Here is a 17,152-nt window from a genome sequence, read left to right as displayed (position 1 = left end):
CAATGCTAATGCCGTGTTCACGGCATAGCTCTGGGGCTGGCATGCCAGCCTCGGCTTGCTTGAGGATGCCCATGATTTGGCTATCGGTAAAACGGGAGGTTTTCATAGAATTTCCTTTAAATCAAACAACTTAGAAATTCTACTTTTAAGTCAGGTTAAGGGGTGGGGGGATTACCACCCTAGTTGCATTGCCTTGACTATTAGCTACCCTGGAATAAAAAACAAGATTTATAGTGTCGATGCTAACTTTCAAATGAAAAAAGAGGGCTAGAAGCTCTCTTTTTAAATTCTTGGTGGCCCGGGGCAGCATCGAACCAGGGTCTAGGATTTCTAGCTCAAGCTATTGGCATAGGCCGGCATTAGGTAAACCCTAATGATTAATGAACAAAAATTGAAATAATTAGGCTGACGATACTAAGACTGTAGACACCATAGATTAATTTCAAGTTGAAGTCCTTAAGGCCATAAGCCTGAAACTTACGAAAAGCTTGTGCCAACACAATCAGCAATAACATTCCGCCAACCGCAACTAAAAGGCTAAAAATAAAAGCATTGAAGATGCTCAGCCCTAAATTGAGAGGGCCAATTTGTGAATATTGCCAATCTGAAGCGGCAAAGATGGCGCTACAAATCCCTATATTCCGAAAATGATCAAAAAGATCCTTGATTTGATCATCCGAAAGTTGGAAAAATTTATTAAACATAGTGTCGAATAAGCTCTACTTATTAATGGGACACTGCTTGGGAAAATATATTAATCACCAATACTCCTGCAATGATTAATCCAATGCCTATTAAAGCTCCAGCATCTAGTTTTTGTCCTAGCCAAACCCAACCTACTATTCCTACCAGCGCAACACCAGCCCCGGACCATATCGCATAAGCGATAGAAATTGGTATTTGATTAAGAACCTTAGACAAAAAATAGAATGCGCCGGCATACCCCACCACAACCAATGCAGAGGGTATTAGCTTCGTGAAGCCTTCCGCGAACTTCAGGGCAGTAGTTGCCATAACTTCTGCAATTATGGCGATGACAAGATAAAACCAAACCATAGAGATCTCCTAAGTGACATTTCATCTTGTTTTATAAACGAAAAAACCACCCGAAGGTGGTTTTAGTATTTCTTGGTGGCCCGGGGCGGAATCGAACCACCGACACAAGGATTTTCAATACTCTGCCCCATCGGTCGCTAATGGCCGTTCTCTGCCAGTCAGAATCAATAAGGAGAGACCTTTTGAGTGGCCGCAATACGCATGTAAGCAGTCAAAGGTAATGATGCTTACAGAGCACAACAACCCAATTAAGTGATGGTGATGTGATTGCGAAGAGTCAGACTAATGACAAAAGAACGAATTAACTCTATTGCACAAGCTAAAAATGCGGGCTAAATAGAAGACCCTTATTCTATATGGCTCTGATGGCGGTAAATTTGGATAAATAACGATAAAAACCTGATTCTATTGCACAAATACAGTTCTATTGCACAAATAAAAAGGGCCTCCCTGACGGGAGACCCTTATGTAGCTTGGTGCGGCTGGCAGGAATTGAACCCACGACCCCTTGGTTCGTAGCCCCTACATCGGAGTGGCATAATATCTATATAAATCAATGAGTTACAGACTTGAGATTGTGCAATAGAATTGAGTGCTGATCGCCTGTAACTCCTTGTTTATATTGGTTTGGCATAAGTTCTATTGCACAAATTTAGGGTCGAATTTTCTCACTGCCTTCGAGTAAGTGATTGCCGGATTTAAGAATAATTTTCAGCTTCAATCTCGCCATTAATCTCTTCGACAAATCACAGGTGCGCTGGACTCCTTTGAGGCTCAAAGCAGTCTGTCGGCCTACTTGATCACGGATGACTGAGTCCGACCCAAAGCAGACTATCAAAGAAAAACCACCCGAAAAGGTGGTTTGAACTTGTGAATAATGGACTTATTATTTTTAACTTGAAATCAGTGGTTGTACAAAAGCAAACCAACCCCCGGTTAAATAAAGTAATAAGCTAAGGCTGTAAACGATTAATGAAGCCTTACGAGTTCTCATGCAGGCGTCTCTTAATACGGGATCGGTTGGACATGGAGCAAATCTACCGCGCCATTGCATATAACCACTAATAGAGAGCATCACTCCCGCAAAAATAAACACTTCTACCTTATGCTCACTAATCCATACGATCTTTGGAAAGATGGAGATAAATGTGGATAAAGTAGCGCCCGCTCCTAATGCCACTAAAAGCGCTGGAATAGCACAACAGATTAAAGTGCTTGAACTGGCAAAGAGCGTCGCAACGCTGGTAAGGAGATTGCTTTTGGGTGCAATCATTTTTTCACGAATCATTTGTTGGCCACCAGTTCTGCTTTGAGTTCTGCAACACTTTTAGGTACTGACTCTACTTTGACGATGTCATACCCTGCGTCCTTGACTTCCTCAATGATGGCTTTTTGATCTAAAGCCATGCCCTCTTTTGGCTCAACAACAACGGTCTTTTGTTTGAGATCCACATAGACGGCCTTGGTTGATGGCATTTTAGAAATTCGCTTTTCAATACCTTGAGCACAAAAAGCGCAGACCATGCCATTAACTGTTGCTTTCATGCTAGTTACAGCAAATGCTGGGGATAATGTGAGGGCTAAGAGCGTTGCTATAAAAATCTTTTTCATTTTGTAATCCTTGTGAGTTCATTTAGTAGACATACATAAAGCTCAGGCGGGGTTGGCCATGAAGGTTCGCCCCTGCCTCTACAAAAAAGCGGTTATGGATCAGCCGGAGCATAGGCGTGACTTCATACTGGGTTGATACCATCGACATTCTTCTAGCTTCCACGATCAACCATGGTTGGGTCTCATCGTAGTTCGCTTCATAGAAAGAAAAGCCAGCTCTTGCCGACACCACATTATTGGTAATGCCATCAGCCACATAGATGCGAGCATTAGCTGAAGCATACAAACGAGTAGTCTCATAATCAGCCTGAATGCCAGGAGATACCGTAGCTTTAGTGCCGCTAAAGTAATTGCCTGTGGTCTCACCAACGCCGCCAATAAACCAAATATTGGCTTGTGCTTCTGGCATATTCCAACGCTTAACTAATCGAGTGTAGGTGAGCTCATTATTAAGCTGAGTTTGCGAATAGTTATTCGTTTGCATATAGGTCGAAGTCACACCAATAGCATCTCTAGGAGTCAAGGCGTAGTTGGCTGTTTGCTCTCGAAAGGTTTTACTAAAATCACCCATCGTCATCCAGCTATCCTTAAATCCCATTGGCGCGGCTTGAGCGGTAAGGCTGAGCAAAAGACTGCCTATGAATACAAGCCATACCCTCATGGCGCCTTCTCCAGGGCAACTACTTCTAGCGCCCCATCACTGATTTTGACCTGAAAGCGTACCTGATCACCTGCTTTATAGCCCTTAAGATTTAACTTGGGCGCAGTATCAAAAAGCATAGTCATAGCATCCATATCAATGCTTTGAATCCGCTCATGCTTAAGCACAATACGATGACGCTCAGGCTCTACTTTGACTATTTGCGCTTTGGTCCAATCAGGCGCCGCCCAAGACAGTGAAGTGATGAGAAATAAAATACCAAATACAAATTTTTTCATGTTTCCCCCAAAGGAAAGTTAATTAGATAAACAACTCCATCCAAATTTTGGACGGACTACTGCTAGGGGGATTACAAAATGGGTGGCTTGATGGGTAGAGCTAAGAGTGCGCCATATACGAATAATGGCTCTTGCTGTGCAAATTGATACGAGAGTTGCTTAAAATTCATTGCTATGGATGGCAACGCAAATGCAAATGCCATACACAAGGAGCAGGCATTACAAGTGGGTTTGTCATGTTGCTCAGATTGAGGGTCTTGCTTGCTAGAGCTTTGCATCATCTCGCAATGACTGGCATCGCTATCAGCCATCATTTCCATGGAATGCGTTGGCTGAGCCATACTAAAACCCATACTCTCAGACGCAAAAGAGCGAATGGGCAATAGGACAACTAACAGGATAAGTAGGCAGACGCGAAGCATTTAATGATTCTAGCTACTTTTTGAATTCCCCGCCTCTTCCCAGCTCGGACCTCAATAGCGCTATTTCTTACTAAAAAAGAGATATTTGCTTAGGGCGGCTATAGATAGCACAAGCGCCACCAAAACCAATAAGGAAAAAACTCCCATGCCCATGCCGCCCATCATTGAACCATTCATCATTTGGTACATATAAGCCTCCAATTCAGATATCTATCTTTTCATCATAGGCTCATTTGCTCGCGATGTCGCTTAAAAAGACATTCCTATAATATGGTGGGCATACACAATAAAGGCTGATATGGCTTGGATCATCACTAAATACTTACTAACCGCAGGAATGGTTGTATTCATTTCTGAAGTTGCTAAACGAAGTGATAAGTTAGGTGGGTTTATTGCGGCATTGCCCTTAATGACACTTTTAACTCTTGTATGGCTCTATATAGAAAACCAGCCGGAAGAGAAAATTGCCAATCACGCCTATTACACATTTTGGTTTGTGATTCCCACATTGCCAATGTTCTTGTTATTCCCATACTTACTTCCAAAGATTGGATTTTGGATCACTATAGGGGCAAGCGTAGTGGCAACATTTATTTGCTTTGGGTTATTTGCCCTTGTCATGAAGAGTTTTGGAATTCGACTTCTCTGAGTAATGGCTACTAACGGCCGTTCTCTGCCAGTCAGAATCAATAAGGAGAGACCTTTTGAGTGGCCGCAATTGGCATGTAAGCAGTCAAAGGTAATGATGCTTACAGAGCACAACAACCCAATTAAGTGATGGTGATGTGATTGCGAAGAGTCAGACTAATGACAAAAGAACGAATTAACTCTATTGCACAAGCTAAAAATGCGGGCTAAATAGAAGACCCTTATTCTATATGGCTCTGATGGCGGTAAATTTGGATAAATAACGATAAAAACCTGATTCTATTGCACAAATACAGTTCTATTGCACAAATAAAAAGGGCCTCCCTGACGGGAGACCCTTATGTAGCTTGGTGCGGCTGGCAGGAATTGAACCCACGACCCCTTGGTTCGTAGCCAAGTACTCTATCCAACTGAGCTACAGCCGCAACAGTCATAATTATGCCATGGAAGAGAAAAACTACATCACACCCGCAGGTCACGAGCGCATTCGGACTGAACTTTTACAGCTCCTGAACCAAGATCGGCCTGAAGTCGTGAAGGTAGTACATTGGGCTGCCTCGAACGGCGATCGATCGGAAAATGGGGATTACATCTACGGAAAAAAACGACTTAGGGAAATTGATCGCCGGATTCGCTTCCTCAACCAGCGCCTAGAATTCGCTGTCATAGTCGATAACCAAGAACGCAAATCTGGGGCCGCCGATGCTGAGCAAGTATTTTTTGGCGCGTCGGTGACCTACTTAAATCTCGAGGGAGTGGACAAAGGTAAGGAAACCACGATTACGATCGTTGGCGTGGATGAGGTTGATTTAGATCAAGGTCATGTAAGTTGGGTATCACCCATAGCCAAGGCCTTAATCAAGTCACGTGAAGGCGACTGTGTGCGTATTCAGACTCCTACCGGCCCTACTGAAATAGAAATCCTAGCCATTCAATACTGCTAGTTTCATCGCCTGCAATTAGGTGGTTCTAGTACGCGTCACTCGCATCACATCATGATTGGCGCGCAAACTCCGCATGACCTTGGCTAAATGCAAGCGATCAGCCACTTGGATCGTGAAACGAATAGTGACGGCGTCTTCTTTGTAGCGATCATCCATGGAAACATTCAAGATGTTGGAGTCGGCCGAGGTCACGCTACTGGCTACCCGAGCCAATACCCCTTTACCTTGGTGTGTATCGATTGCAAGGTCCACATCGAACTCACGATTGATTTCTTTGCCCCACTCCACCTCTACCCACTTGTCGTTATCTTTGGAAAGCATGCGCAAAGCTAAGGGGCAATCGTTGGTGTGAATCTGCAGACCCTCCCCTTTACCGAGATAACCAATAATGTTATCCCCTGGAATGGGATGGCAGCAGCTCTGAAAGCTCATTGAATTGCCTTCACGACCGTCCACGAGAATCGCTTGACGTTGATGAGGCGAAGAAATTTCTTGTGGCGGCGTGACCCAGTCACTTGCACCCAAGCGCATTTGCGTCGCACCACCCTCCTCGTCAATCAGAATTTTTAGACGAATCGCCAACTCTTGGGCTGAACGACGCCCCAAGGCAATGTTGACACAGGCTTCATCGCGGGTTTTGTCACCAGTCCAATGTAATAATTTTTCCCAAATTTCTGGACTGAGTAAACCTGCATCAACAGCCTGCTGTCGTAAGGCGCTCGCTAACAATCGCTCACCCAACTGGAGAGATTCCGCATAGTGGGTAGTTTTGAGGGAGTGCCGAATCGACGCACGCGCCTTACCCGTACGCACAAAGGCTAACCAACCAGGATTGGGTTGAGAGTTAGATGATGGCACTACTTCAATAATGTCGCCGTTCTTTAGCTCACTGCGCAATGGCAGCTGCAGGCCATTGATTTTTACCGCTACGCACGTATTGCCTAAATCACTGTGAATTGAATAGGCAAAGTCGAGTGCGGTAGCGCCACGCGGCAAGGCGCGAATGTGCCCCTTAGGCGTAAATACGTAAACCGCATCAGGGAAAAGATCAATCTTGACGTGCTCAAGAAACTCTTGCGAATCGCCACTGCTATCTTGTATGTCAATTAAAGATTGGAGCCATTGATGTGCACGGTTTTGTACCTCGCTCATGTCAGGCGAACCATCTTTATAGGCCCAATGGGCTGCCACTCCGGATTCAGCGACCGCATGCATGTCTCTCGTGCGAATCTGAAACTCCACCGGCACTCCTGAGGGTCCTAGTAAGGTGGTGTGTAGGGATTGGTAGCCATTGATCTTCGGAATCGCAATGTAATCCTTAAACTTACCTGGCATCGGTTTATACATCGAGTGCAAGATGCCCAATGCGCGATAACACTCATCAATGGAACTGACCGTGACCCGAAAAGCGTAAACATCAAGCACTTGAGTAAAACTTAAATGCTTATTACGCATTTTGCTATAGATGCTGAAGAGGGTTTTTTCGCGACCGCGTAAATCGACTTCTACATTCAATTTAGCAAAAGCTAAACGGGTCGTTTGCAAAATCTTTTCGACCATTTCTTTACGGTTACCGCGCGCCCTTTTGACTGCCTTTTCGATGACCCGAAAACGCATTGGCATCGAGTAACGAAAGCTCAGATCTTGCAAATCACGATAGATAATATTTAAGCCTAAACGGTGGGCAATCGGCGCATAGATCTCAATCGTTTCTGCAGCGACCCGACGGCGCTTCTCCATCGGCACCGCATCCAAGGTGCGCATATTGTGCGTTCGGTCAGCTAACTTGACTAGGATGACTCGCACATCACGCGCCATCGCCATAAACATTTTTTGAAAACTTTCAGCCTGTGCCTCGGCATGACTCTGAAACTCAAGTTTGTCGAGCTTTGTTAAACCCTCTACTAACTCAGCCACCTTGCTACCAAACTTATCGACTAAATCTGCCTTAGTACACAGAGTGTCTTCAATCACATCGTGCAACAGCGCCGCCATGATGGAGGGCGCATCTAGACGCCAAGTAGCGCACAGCTCCGCAACGGCAACAGGATGGGTGATGTAAGGCTCGCCACTATGGCGATATTGGCCCAGATGGGCGTTATCTGAAAAATGAAAGGCTTTTTTAATCTCGGCAATTTCAGCGGGCTTGAGGTAACCCAACTTGGAAATTAAACCTTCGATTGAAACAACTTGATGCTTAAGCGGTAATTTGGGCGCAGAAGTAGGCCCGAATAAATGACGACTCGATTGTGCCAACAGTGTGGCAATGATGGATTTGTTTTCGGCTTTAACGCCCTCTTTTGGCGAGGACAGACCGTGTGAGTCCGACGTGTTTGGGTTGCTCAGTGGGAGCTCCACGCCGGAACCCCTAAATTACAAAGGTACTTTGGTCAGCATGTCACGGTCTGTAACACCAGCAGCAACTTCGCGCAATGCGACAACAGTGGCTTTATCTCTGGATTCAACCCGTGGTGAGTGACCCTGAACCAATTGACGAGCGCGATAGGTCGCAGCCAAAACGAGCTCAAAACGATTGGGGATGGTTTTCATGCAATCTTCTACGGTAATACGTGCCATGCTGTACTCACTTAAATTTAACTGCAATGCCTATAGGATAACCGATTAGACCCCAAGCCGTCGTAAAAGCGCTGGATTGCGAGCCATGCTCGGCCCCGCACGTAAGCGACTTGCGGCAACAATGTTCCTCAAATCCACCAAGGCTTGCTCAAAATCATCATTGACGACGATGAAGTCTGCTTCATGGGCATGTTGTAGCTCAATGTGCGCCGCAGCTAGACGCCGCTCGATAGTGGCTTCATCATCCTGCCCTCTTTTACGCAAGCGCTCTTCAAGCGCCTCAAATGAAGGCGGGAAAATGAAGATCCATTGCACCTCAGGAATTAACTCACGAATTTGTTGTGCGCCCTGCCAATCAATTTCCAGCATGACATCACGGCCGGTTTTCATTTGCGACTCAATCCACGCGCGCGAAGTGCCATAAAAATTGCCATGAACTTCGGCATATTCCAAGAAAAGACCGTTCTCGCGTTGGGCGACAAATTCTGCTTGACTTACAAATCGATAATCCTTGCCATCAACTTCTCCCGGTCTTGGTGCACGCGTAGTAGTGGAAAGCGACAATTTCAAGGCCTCATCTGCTTGCAACAAGGCGTTGACCAAAGAGGATTTGCCGGCGCCTGAGGGCGCTACGATCATGAGCATGCTGCCCTGATAGGCGGGCGTCAGATTAGGCTTGTATTGCGCTGGGGAGCGGGGCTTGTTAGTCATGAAGATTCGCTTAATTACTCTAAATTTTGCACTTGCTCACGCATTTGTTCAATCAACAGCTTTAATTCAAGTGCGGCTTGGGTGCATTCTTCCGAAACCGATTTCGAACTTAAGGTATTGGCCTCGCGATTGAGCTCTTGCATTAAGAAATCAAGTCGCTTACCGACCGGGCCTTTGCCTGCTAAGGCAGTATCCACCGCTTGAAGGTGGGTTTTTAAGCGGGCAAATTCCTCTGCTACGTCAATTTTGACAGCATAGAGCACGACCTCTTGACGAATGCGCTCCATTAGCTCAACCCCGCCCTTTGCTTGCTCTTGACTGGCTAAGGCTTCAGCCAAACGCTCAGTCAGCTTCGCCTGATACTGGGCGACGAACTGGGGAACTTGAGGCTCTAAAACTTGCACGATGGCCCGCATTTTGGCGGTAATCTTCTTGAGGACCTCTGCAAGGGCTTGGCCCTCGGCTTGGCGACTGATCATAAGAGCAGTTATCGCTGCGCGTCCCGCCTCAACCGTTGCCACAATCCAGCCTTCTTCCTCACCACGAGGCTCAGAAACCATGCCAGGCCAGCGCAAAATATCGGCAATAGAGAGTTCTTGCGCTTTTGGAAAAGCCAACTGCGCTTTTTCCTGTAAGGTAAACAAAGCGTCTAGGCGATCCTGATTCAGGGATCCTAAGGCATGGGGGTTGGCTTTGGCAGTCTCTGCAGCGCCTGAATTGAGCCTCCAGGCAGCCCTAAGCTCGACCTTGCCCCGCGAGAGGCTCTGACTGACGCTTTCTCGAAGGGCGGGCTCGGCGCCACGACACTCATCCGGCAAACGAAAGCCCAAATCCAGAAAGCGGCTATTTACAGCCCGACATTCCACTTGCAGATCAGCAACCACACCCGCTCCTAGGGAGACTTGGCGAGAAGCGCTGCCATAACCAGTCATGCTCGATATCATGTGAGCATTGTAGATTGATACCCACTTACTGAGGACTAATTCCCATGAGCACCACAAATCCCGTCCACATCGCCCGCCCTAGCGGTCGCACCCCCACTCAATTGCGAGCAGTAAGTATCAGCCGCGCTTTTACAAAACATGCTGAAGGGTCGGTGCTAATTGCCTTCGGAGATACAAAGGTGCTCTGTACCGCCAGCGTTTTAGAAAAGGTTCCACCACACAAAAGAGGTTCCGGTGAGGGCTGGGTGACTGCAGAGTACGGCATGCTGCCAAGAGCGACCCATACACGCAGTGATCGTGAAGCAGCCCGCGGCAAACAAACCGGTCGCACGCAAGAAATTCAGCGCCTGATTGGCCGCGCCATGCGGAGCGTCTTTGATCTCAAAATCTTGGGTGAGCGCACGATTCATTTGGACTGCGATGTTTTGCAAGCGGATGGTGGCACGCGCACAGCTGCAATCACAGGCGCTTACGTAGCGGCTCGAGATGCCATCAACCATTTACTCCAAAGTGGCGCCTTGGCCAATGATCCAATCATTGATAGCGTGGCAGCGATTTCTGTCGGAATTTATCAAGGCGTGCCCGTGCTCGATTTGGACTACCTCGAAGATTCCTCCTGCGATACTGATATGAATGTGGTCATGACGGGCAAAGGCGGCATGATTGAGGTGCAAGGCACTGCAGAGGGTCCTGCGTTTTCTCGTCCTGAGTTAAACGCCCTGCTGGATTTGGCCGAGAACGGTATTGCGCAGCTTACTCAGTTGCAAACAGAAGCGCTGAAATAAGCTGAGGATGATGCAAAAACTAGTCCTTGCCTCTAATAATGCAGGAAAGCTTCGGGAGTTCCGCGCACTTCTTGCTCCCCTGCATTTTGAAGTGCTCTCTCAAGGTGAGCTCAATATCCCTTCCGCGGAAGAGCCCTTTGATACCTTTGTAGAAAATGCTTTGACTAAAGCCAGACATGCCAGCGCATTGAGTGGTCTGCCCGCACTTGCTGATGACTCGGGTATCTGCGCTCATGCTTTAGACGGCAAACCAGGGGTGCATTCCGCGCGCTACGCTGGCGAGAATGGGAATGACCTGGCCAATAATCAGAAATTAATTCAAGCCTTGGCTGGTAGCGAAGATCTGGGCGCCCATTATGTTTGCGCACTCGTCATGCTGCAAAGCGCGCAAGATCCCGAACCGCTGATTGTGCAAACCCGCTGGTACGGACAAATCGTCGCGCAGGCTCAAGGTCAGAACGGCTTTGGATATGACCCCCATTTTTATTTGCCTGAACTGGATAAAACGGCTGCCCAACTTGATGCCGAACAAAAAAACCGCATTAGCCACCGCGCCCTGGCCTTGCAAGAACTCTTGAGGCAATTACACAGTCGTGCTTAATACCAACCCTAAAACCATAGCGCTTACAGCATTGCCGCCCCTGGCGCTTTACATTCACTTTCCTTGGTGTGAACGCAAGTGTCCTTACTGTGATTTCAATTCTCATCAAATCAAGTCTGACCAAAGCCAACCGAATGGCTTTGATGAAGCGCGCTATATCAAAGCGCTGATTGCTGACTTAGAAACTGAGCTCCCACGCGTTTGGGGTAGACATGTCCACAGTATTTTTATTGGCGGCGGCACTCCCAGCCTGCTCTCTGCCAGAGGCATGGACGACCTACTCTCTGCGGTTCGTGCGCGAGTCCCCCTTGAGCCTGCTTGCGAAATCACAATGGAAGCCAATCCCGGCTCTGTTGAGACAGAAAAGTTCAGCGCATTTGCTGGATCCGGCATCAATCGCGTGTCCTTGGGCATCCAAAGCTTTCAAGATACCCAACTCAAAGCGCTTGGACGCATTCACACGGGGGGAGAAGCGCAGCGTGCGATTGGTATTGCACTAGATCATTTCAAGTCCGTCAATCTCGATCTCATGTATGGCTTACCGCAACAAACCCTAGCTGCTGCCGCAGAAGATATGGCAACTGCGCTCTCATTTAATACGCCACATCTCTCACTGTATAACTTGACTTTAGAGCCCAACACGTACTTTGCCAGCTTCCCGCCGCAGCTTCCAGACGAAGATGCGATTGACGCGATTTTTGAACATAATGTAGAGTGCCTTGAAAAAGCAGGTTATGGACGTTACGAAGTATCCGCCTATGCCAAAAAAGGTCAGGAGTGCCAACACAATCTGAACTATTGGCGCTTTGGTGACTACATCGGGATTGGGGCAGGTGCCCATGGCAAGATTTCACTGCCTCACAGCATCACGCGTCAGGTAAGGGAAAAGCACCCTGAAACTTATATGTTAGCCATGGAGTCTAAAAATAGTGCCTTAATTGAATCGCGCGAAATTGCGCCTGCGGATCTGCCCTTTGAGTTCATGCTCAATACCCTGCGCCTGACCAGTGGAGTAGAAACCAGAACCTTTAGCGAGCGCACAGGTTTGCCCTTAAATGTCATTGCTAAACCGCTCGCCGAGGCTTGTCAAAAGGGCTTGTTGGATCCCAATCCCTCTTTACTTAAGCCAACTGAACAAGGCTTGCGTTTTTTGAATAACTTGCAAGAGATTTTCTTAGCTTGAGAACCCAAGGGCTTATGATGTTGTTTGAGGCATAAAGCACCAAATTAATTATGTTTATTAAGCCAAATTTGTCATTATTTTTAATCTAGCCCCATGAAACCCTTTTTGCACAAAATTGGTCAAGCACTCTCTCGTTTAGCCCTGCGCATTCGGGATAATCCGCTTTGGCCAAAATGGTGGCGCTTAGCTCAAGAAAAGTATGTCTTAGTACGTCAACTGGTGTTTGCACTCAATTTGCGCATGACCAATTACTTGCAGCCACGACTGGAAAAACTGGCTCGCTTTGTCAGCAGAAAACCTGAGCTTACTGTCAGTAGGCGAGTCACGCAAATCCTCTTTTATATCAGTTTCTATCTCGTTGTGAGCTTTGCTTGGAGTTTCATTAGTGGACTGCTGCTCGATTCGAAAGCGGGTGACGCCCGTAACCGACCAGTGTCAGTGGTGACCTCCCCTGTTCAAAATGGCGATATTACAGTAATCCAAACTGCCCTAGGAACAGTCACCCCCCGCAATGTGGTTACTGTGCGCACTCAAGTCAGCGGTATTCTGAGTAAGCTCTACTTTAGGGAGGGTGACTTAGTAAAGGCCGGCCAATTATTAGCCCAAGTAGATCCGCGCCCCTTTGAAGCCGCACTCAAGCAAGCACAGGGAACGCTCGATAAAGATCGGGCCTTACTCAATAATGCTGAAACTGACTTGAAGCGCTATGAGGTCTTATTAAAGCAAGACTCTATTTCCAAGCAAGTCTACTCAACCCAAAAAGCGTTGGTGCAGCAATATAAGGGGAATGTGTTAGCGGATGAAGGTTCAGTCAGCGCCGCTAAATTACAGCTCGAGTTTTCGCGTATCACCTCCCCGATCAACGGTCGGATTGGTTTGCGTTTCGTAGACCCAGGCAACTTAGTGCAGCCCAGCGATGCTAGTGGGCTATTCGTGATTGCGCAACTGCAACCAACCACCGTTCTATTCTCGGTTCCCCAAGAAGTGATTCCCGCGTTTAGAAAGTTCTTAGAGGAACCGCCTCCTCCCGAGACCGCCCCTACCCTCACACCAGCTGCAAATACTTCAAGTACTTTAAGTACGGCACCCTTAGCTGAAAGAATTTTGATTCCCGTTGAGGCTTGGAGTAGTGATAACAAAGTGAAGCTGGCGACTGGGTTTTTAGAAAGCATCGACAACGAGATTGACATCACCACCGGCACCGTTAAACTACGCGGCATTTTTGCGAATGAGAATCTCAGCCTCTTTCCAAATCAGTTCGTTAATATAAGAATCGTTTTAGAAAACCTTAAAGATGTGCTCGTAATTCCGGTACCGGCAATACAGCGCGGCACCCCGGGAACGTTTGTATATCGCCTGAATAACAACAACACTGTTTCGGTAGTCCCAGTGAAGTTAGGTCCAGTAGATGGGTATCAGCAGCAAGTGCTAGATGGTCTGACGGCAGGCAATATCGTGGTGGTTGATGGTACGGATAAGCTTCGCAACGGTTCCAAGGTCATGGTTGGTAAGGCTTCTAACGCAGTAAACCCAGACTCAAAATCAGGCTCGGGTGACTCACAAAAATCCAAACGTGCCGCTCAAGGAAAATAAGCTTGTTACTCCGTTAAATAGACTTTTGAGCTATTAATGAATCCTTCTCGAATATTTATTCTCCGCCCAATTGCCACCTCGCTCCTGATGGTGGCAATTTTGCTTGGGGGGCTTTTAGCCTATCGTGGCCTGCCGATTTCTTCATTGCCTCAGGTCGACTACCCGACCATCCAAGTAGTTACCCTTTATCCAGGTGGCAGCCCTGATGTGATGGCTTCCTTGGTTACTGCCCCACTTGAGCGCCAGTTTGGGCAAATGCCCGGGCTTAATCAAATGTCATCGGTAAGCTCAGGAGGCGCCTCAGTTGTTGTGTTGCAGTTTGGTCTTGAAATGAGTTTAGATGTCGCCGAACAAGAGGTACAAGCGGCGATTAATGCAGCGAACTCCTTGTTGCCAGGTGATCTGCCCGCTCCGCCAATTTATAACAAGGTGAACCCGGCTGATACACCCATACTGACACTGGCAATTACCTCAGACACCCTACCCTTAACGCGAGTGGAGGATTTAGTCGACACCCGCTTAGCGCAAAAGATTTCCCAAATCCCTGGAGTGGGTCTCGTAAGTGTTTCCGGAGGACAAAGACCGGCTGTGCGCATTATTGCCAATCCCGGAGCGCTTGCTAGCAAAGGCTTGAGCTTAGATGATGTGCGCGTAGCGGTTGGTAACGCCAATATTAATTCTGCTAAGGGCAGTTTTGATGGGCCATATCAGTCTTCTACGATTGATGCCAATGACCAAATCAAATCGGCCGAAGGCTATAAAAACCTCATCATTACTTACAACAACGGTGCACCCGTGCGCATTTCTGATGTCGCTCAGGTTGTGAATGGCCCTGAGAACGTCCGGCTAGGGGCTTGGGCAAACCAACAACCCGCCATCATTCTAAATATCCAACGCCAACCTGGCGCCAATGTGATTGAGGTGGTAGATCAGATTAAAACTTTATTACCCCAACTCTCAGCCAGCCTGCCGCAAGCACTTGATGTAAAAATATTGACTGACCGCACCAGCACCATCCGCGCCTCGGTGCATGACGTTCAAGTTGAGCTCCTCTTTGCGATTCTGCTAGTTGTGCTCGTGATCTACGTTTTCCTGCGCAGCGTTCCGGCCACCATCATTCCAGGAATTGCCGTCCCCCTCTCGCTCATCGGCACCTTCGGCATCATGCATTGGGTTGGTTTTTCATTAAATAATCTCTCGCTCATGGCACTAACGATCGCAACTGGCTTTGTTGTAGATGACGCCATTGTGATGATTGAAAATATCTCACGCTATATCGAAGAGGGAGATAAGCCTCTCGAGGCAGCCTTGAAAGGCTCCAAACAAATTGGCTTTACGATCATCTCCTTAACCGTATCTCTTCTTGCGGTACTGATTCCCTTACTCTTTATGGGTGATGTCGTAGGCAGACTCTTTAGGGAATTTGCGGTTACTTTAGCGGTTGCAATCATCATCTCCGCAATAGTGTCTTTGACATTGACGCCCATGATGTGCGCCCTTCTCCTGCATCACATTCCAGAAAATCAGCAATCGAAGTTTTACCACTGGAGCGGTCAGCAATTTGACCGCCTGATACACCAATACAGTCTCGGTCTCAATTGGGTTTTGGATCGACAAAAAGCCACCTTGCTAGTTGCCTTGCTGACATTAGTGCTCACCGTCTTGCTTTACATCTTTATACCTAAGGGGTTTTTTCCCAGTCAAGATACGGGGATGATTCAGGGGATTTCTGAGGCGCCGCAATCCATTTCTTATGCGGCCATGGCGCAGCGTCAGCAAGCTTTAGCGGGCATCATTCTCAAAGACCCAGACGTTGATAGCCTGTCCTCTTTTATTGGGGTCGACGGCACCAATGCCACACTGAACAGTGGTCGCATACTCATTAACCTCAAGCCCCGTGCGGATCGAGATAGTGCCAAGACCGTCTTAGCCAGAATTCAAAGCCAGGTTGATCAACTCACCGATATCAAGCTCTATTTGCAGCCAGTACAAGATCTCACTATTGAGGACCGCGTCAGTCGAACACAATACCAATTCACATTAGAAGATGCCAGCGCTACTGAATTAGATGAGTGGGTTCCTAGGATTGTGGAAAAACTCAATACCTTGCCCGAGCTCACTAGCGTCACAAGCGATCTTCAAAACAAAGGCTTGCAATCCTATATCGCAATCGACCGCGACGTCGCTGCGCGCTTAGGTGTGACGATCGCCGCAATCGACAACGCTTTGTACAACGCCTATGGCCAACGCTTGATCTCCACCATCTTCACCCAAACCAATCAATATCGCGTGGTCTTGCAAGCAGCACCAAGCGTGGAGCCAGGTCTCAATGCCTTAGATGCGATTTATGTACCGAGTTCTACTGGTAAGCAAATTCAGCTGAGCGTGCTCGCGCAGATTGAAGAGCGCTATGGCCCACTCAATATAAATCATCAAGGGCAGTTTCCGGCTACGACGGTATCGTTTAATCTCAGTCGCACCGCCTCATTAGGGGATGCCGTTGCCGCGATCACCGCAGCGCAAGTGGAAATGCAAGTGCCCGCGAGTTTAATTACACGCTTTCAAGGGGCTTCTAAAGCCTTCAATGCTTCACTCAGCAATACAGTCTTACTCATTCTTGCTGCCATCATCTGTATGTATATTGTTTTGGGTATTTTGTATGAAAGTTATATTCACCCAATAACGATTCTTTCTACCCTCCCCTCTGCTGGAGTGGGCGCCTTACTCTCGCTGATGATCACAGGTAATGATCTCGATATTATTGGGGTGATTGGCATCATCCTGCTCATCGGTATCGTCAAGAAAAATGCCATCATGATGATTGACTTCGCTTTAGAGGCGGAGCGCACCGAAGGTAAGTCACCACGCGATGCCATCTATGAAGCCTGCCTATTGCGCTTGCGCCCTATTCTGATGACTACCTTTGCAGCGCTTCTAGGCGCATTACCTCTGATGTTGGGTACTGGCACCGGCTCAGAACTTCGTCACCCACTGGGTATCACCATGGTCGGGGGTTTACTGGTCAGTCAGGTACTCACACTGTTTACGACACCGGTCATTTATTTGGCATTTGATCGCTTATCGCAGCGCCTAAGAACCTACCAAGCCAGTCGCAAAGCCTAATAATGGGAATCTCAT

20 protein-coding genes and 1 tRNA gene are annotated in these 17,152 nt (G+C 47.6%); 7 read left to right on the top strand and 14 right to left on the bottom strand.

Annotated elements, in window-relative coordinates; genetic code table 11:
* From CP950_RS08820 to CP950_RS10120, 9 genes are all read right to left on the bottom strand, one after another.
* Positions 1–106, bottom strand: a 106-nt coding sequence (locus CP950_RS08820) for a transposase (protein WP_133092098.1), incomplete at its 3' end; no start/stop codon positions are given.
* Positions 107–377: 271 nt separating this feature from the next.
* Positions 378–704 carry a hypothetical protein gene (locus CP950_RS08815; RefSeq protein WP_096674426.1) on the bottom strand — a complete coding sequence of 109 codons (327 nt, stop codon included), beginning with the start codon at positions 702–704 and terminating at the stop codon, positions 378–380.
* A 22-nt stretch (positions 705–726) separates the two neighbouring features.
* The gene (locus CP950_RS08810; protein ID WP_096674424.1) at positions 727–1,056 is read right to left on the bottom strand and encodes a DMT family transporter; all 330 of its coding nucleotides are present in this window, start codon (positions 1,054–1,056) and stop codon (positions 727–729) included.
* 892 nt (positions 1,057–1,948) lie between these two features.
* Positions 1,949–2,344: a hypothetical protein gene (locus CP950_RS08805; protein WP_243391967.1), complete on the bottom strand. Its 396-nt coding sequence runs from the start codon at positions 2,342–2,344 to the stop codon at positions 1,949–1,951.
* Positions 2,341–2,667: a heavy-metal-associated domain-containing protein gene (locus CP950_RS08800; protein ID WP_011903508.1), complete on the bottom strand. Its 327-nt coding sequence runs from the start codon at positions 2,665–2,667 to the stop codon at positions 2,341–2,343. The genes CP950_RS08805 and CP950_RS08800 overlap by 4 nt, the downstream gene beginning before the upstream one ends.
* Before the next feature lie 22 nt (positions 2,668–2,689).
* Positions 2,690–3,328: a hypothetical protein gene (locus CP950_RS08795; RefSeq protein ID WP_096674422.1), complete on the bottom strand. Its 639-nt coding sequence runs from the start codon at positions 3,326–3,328 to the stop codon at positions 2,690–2,692.
* Positions 3,325–3,606 (bottom strand): copper-binding protein, encoded by a 282-nt coding sequence (locus CP950_RS08790; RefSeq protein WP_011903510.1) that lies wholly within the window; start codon positions 3,604–3,606, stop codon positions 3,325–3,327. The genes CP950_RS08795 and CP950_RS08790 overlap by 4 nt, the downstream gene beginning before the upstream one ends.
* Before the next feature lie 71 nt (positions 3,607–3,677).
* A complete protein-coding gene (locus tag CP950_RS08785) occupies positions 3,678–4,028 on the bottom strand; it encodes a hypothetical protein (RefSeq protein WP_011903511.1) in 351 nt (116 codons plus the stop codon).
* Positions 4,029–4,088: 60 nt separating this feature from the next.
* A complete protein-coding gene (locus tag CP950_RS10120) occupies positions 4,089–4,217 on the bottom strand; it encodes a hypothetical protein (protein WP_272867614.1) in 129 nt (42 codons plus the stop codon).
* Between the two features lie 109 nt (positions 4,218–4,326).
* Between CP950_RS10120 and CP950_RS08780 the strand changes: the two genes are divergently transcribed.
* Positions 4,327–4,677, top strand: coding sequence for a DUF3147 family protein (locus CP950_RS08780; protein WP_096674418.1), 351 nt, complete (start codon positions 4,327–4,329; stop codon positions 4,675–4,677).
* A 347-nt stretch (positions 4,678–5,024) separates the two neighbouring features.
* Here CP950_RS08780 and CP950_RS08775 read toward each other — a convergent pair.
* A tRNA-Arg gene (locus CP950_RS08775) sits at positions 5,025–5,101 on the bottom strand.
* 18 nt (positions 5,102–5,119) lie between these two features.
* On the opposite strand from CP950_RS08775, the gene greB reads away from it, so the two are divergent.
* Positions 5,120–5,620 carry a transcription elongation factor GreB gene (gene greB, locus CP950_RS08770; protein WP_096674416.1) on the top strand — a complete coding sequence of 167 codons (501 nt, stop codon included), beginning with the start codon at positions 5,120–5,122 and terminating at the stop codon, positions 5,618–5,620.
* 15 nt (positions 5,621–5,635) lie between these two features.
* Here the strand turns inward: greB and CP950_RS08765 are convergent, their stop codons facing one another.
* Genes CP950_RS08765 through CP950_RS08750 form a run of 4 tightly spaced genes read right to left on the bottom strand, consistent with a single transcriptional unit; the run spans position 5,636 to position 9,852 of the window.
* Positions 5,636–7,933, bottom strand: a complete 2,298-nt coding sequence (locus CP950_RS08765; protein WP_207760256.1) for a RelA/SpoT family protein — start codon at positions 7,931–7,933, stop codon at positions 5,636–5,638.
* 60 nt (positions 7,934–7,993) lie between these two features.
* Positions 7,994–8,197, bottom strand: a complete 204-nt coding sequence (gene rpoZ, locus CP950_RS08760; protein ID WP_096674412.1) for a DNA-directed RNA polymerase subunit omega — start codon at positions 8,195–8,197, stop codon at positions 7,994–7,996.
* 45 nt (positions 8,198–8,242) lie between these two features.
* Positions 8,243–8,908 (bottom strand): guanylate kinase, encoded by a 666-nt coding sequence (gmk, locus tag CP950_RS08755; RefSeq protein WP_096674410.1) that lies wholly within the window; start codon positions 8,906–8,908, stop codon positions 8,243–8,245.
* Positions 8,909–8,922: 14 nt separating this feature from the next.
* The gene (locus CP950_RS08750; RefSeq protein ID WP_096674408.1) at positions 8,923–9,852 is read right to left on the bottom strand and encodes a YicC/YloC family endoribonuclease; all 930 of its coding nucleotides are present in this window, start codon (positions 9,850–9,852) and stop codon (positions 8,923–8,925) included.
* A gap of 44 nt (positions 9,853–9,896) precedes the next feature.
* On the opposite strand from CP950_RS08750, the gene rph reads away from it, so the two are divergent.
* From rph to CP950_RS08725, 5 genes are all read left to right on the top strand, one after another.
* Positions 9,897–10,637 (top strand): ribonuclease PH, encoded by a 741-nt coding sequence (rph, locus tag CP950_RS08745; protein WP_096674406.1) that lies wholly within the window; start codon positions 9,897–9,899, stop codon positions 10,635–10,637.
* 10 nt (positions 10,638–10,647) lie between these two features.
* Positions 10,648–11,238, top strand: coding sequence for an RdgB/HAM1 family non-canonical purine NTP pyrophosphatase (rdgB, locus tag CP950_RS08740; protein ID WP_096674498.1), 591 nt, complete (start codon positions 10,648–10,650; stop codon positions 11,236–11,238).
* The gene (gene hemW, locus CP950_RS08735; protein WP_096674404.1) at positions 11,231–12,421 is read left to right on the top strand and encodes a radical SAM family heme chaperone HemW; all 1,191 of its coding nucleotides are present in this window, start codon (positions 11,231–11,233) and stop codon (positions 12,419–12,421) included. The genes rdgB and hemW overlap by 8 nt, the downstream gene beginning before the upstream one ends.
* A 93-nt stretch (positions 12,422–12,514) precedes the next feature.
* Positions 12,515–14,014: an efflux RND transporter periplasmic adaptor subunit gene (locus tag CP950_RS08730; RefSeq protein WP_207760249.1), complete on the top strand. Its 1,500-nt coding sequence runs from the start codon at positions 12,515–12,517 to the stop codon at positions 14,012–14,014.
* Positions 14,015–14,050: 36 nt separating this feature from the next.
* Entirely contained in the window at positions 14,051–17,137 is a 3,087-nt protein-coding gene (locus tag CP950_RS08725; RefSeq protein ID WP_096674402.1) for an MdtB/MuxB family multidrug efflux RND transporter permease subunit, read from the top strand.
* The last annotated feature ends 15 nt before the right edge of the window (positions 17,138–17,152 follow it).

It is taken from the genome of Polynucleobacter meluiroseus, from assembly GCF_900205755.1.
GTDB lineage: Bacteria > Pseudomonadota > Gammaproteobacteria > Burkholderiales > Burkholderiaceae > Polynucleobacter > Polynucleobacter meluiroseus.
The sequence above is the reverse complement of the archived record's forward strand: the minus strand, read 5'-3'. Positions and strand labels throughout refer to the sequence as shown.